The organism is Bradyrhizobium sp. Mp27 (assembly GCF_029953005.1).
In the GTDB taxonomy this organism is placed as follows: domain Bacteria; phylum Pseudomonadota; class Alphaproteobacteria; order Rhizobiales; family Xanthobacteraceae; genus Bradyrhizobium; species Bradyrhizobium barranii.
In genome coordinates, this window is sequence record NZ_JASAUS010000839.1 from 1 (window position 1) to 220 (window position 220).

1 pseudogene is annotated in these 220 nt (G+C 57.7%); it reads right to left on the reverse strand.

What is annotated here, in order from left to right:
* A pseudogene (locus QJT78_RS52825) lies at window positions 1–111 on the reverse strand (IS630 family transposase); the annotation flags it as partial.
* Between the last annotated feature and the right edge of the window lie 109 nt (window positions 112–220).

A 220-nucleotide genomic window follows, 5' to 3' on the forward strand; every position in this document is an offset into this window, starting at 1 on the left:
GCTCGTGAAGGAGGTGCCGCTGAGCGACTGCCCCTGCAAGATGGAAAACCATACTTCGACCTGATTGAGCCATGACGCACTTGTCGGCGTGAAATGAAATTGCACGTTGGGCCCCGTGGGTCGGTCAAAATCCCCCGGGTATGGTCACTTGAAACTCCCCCACCTGATGATCGCCGTCAGCGCCGCTGAACAGCAGTAGCCGGTCAGGCAGGACGTTTAT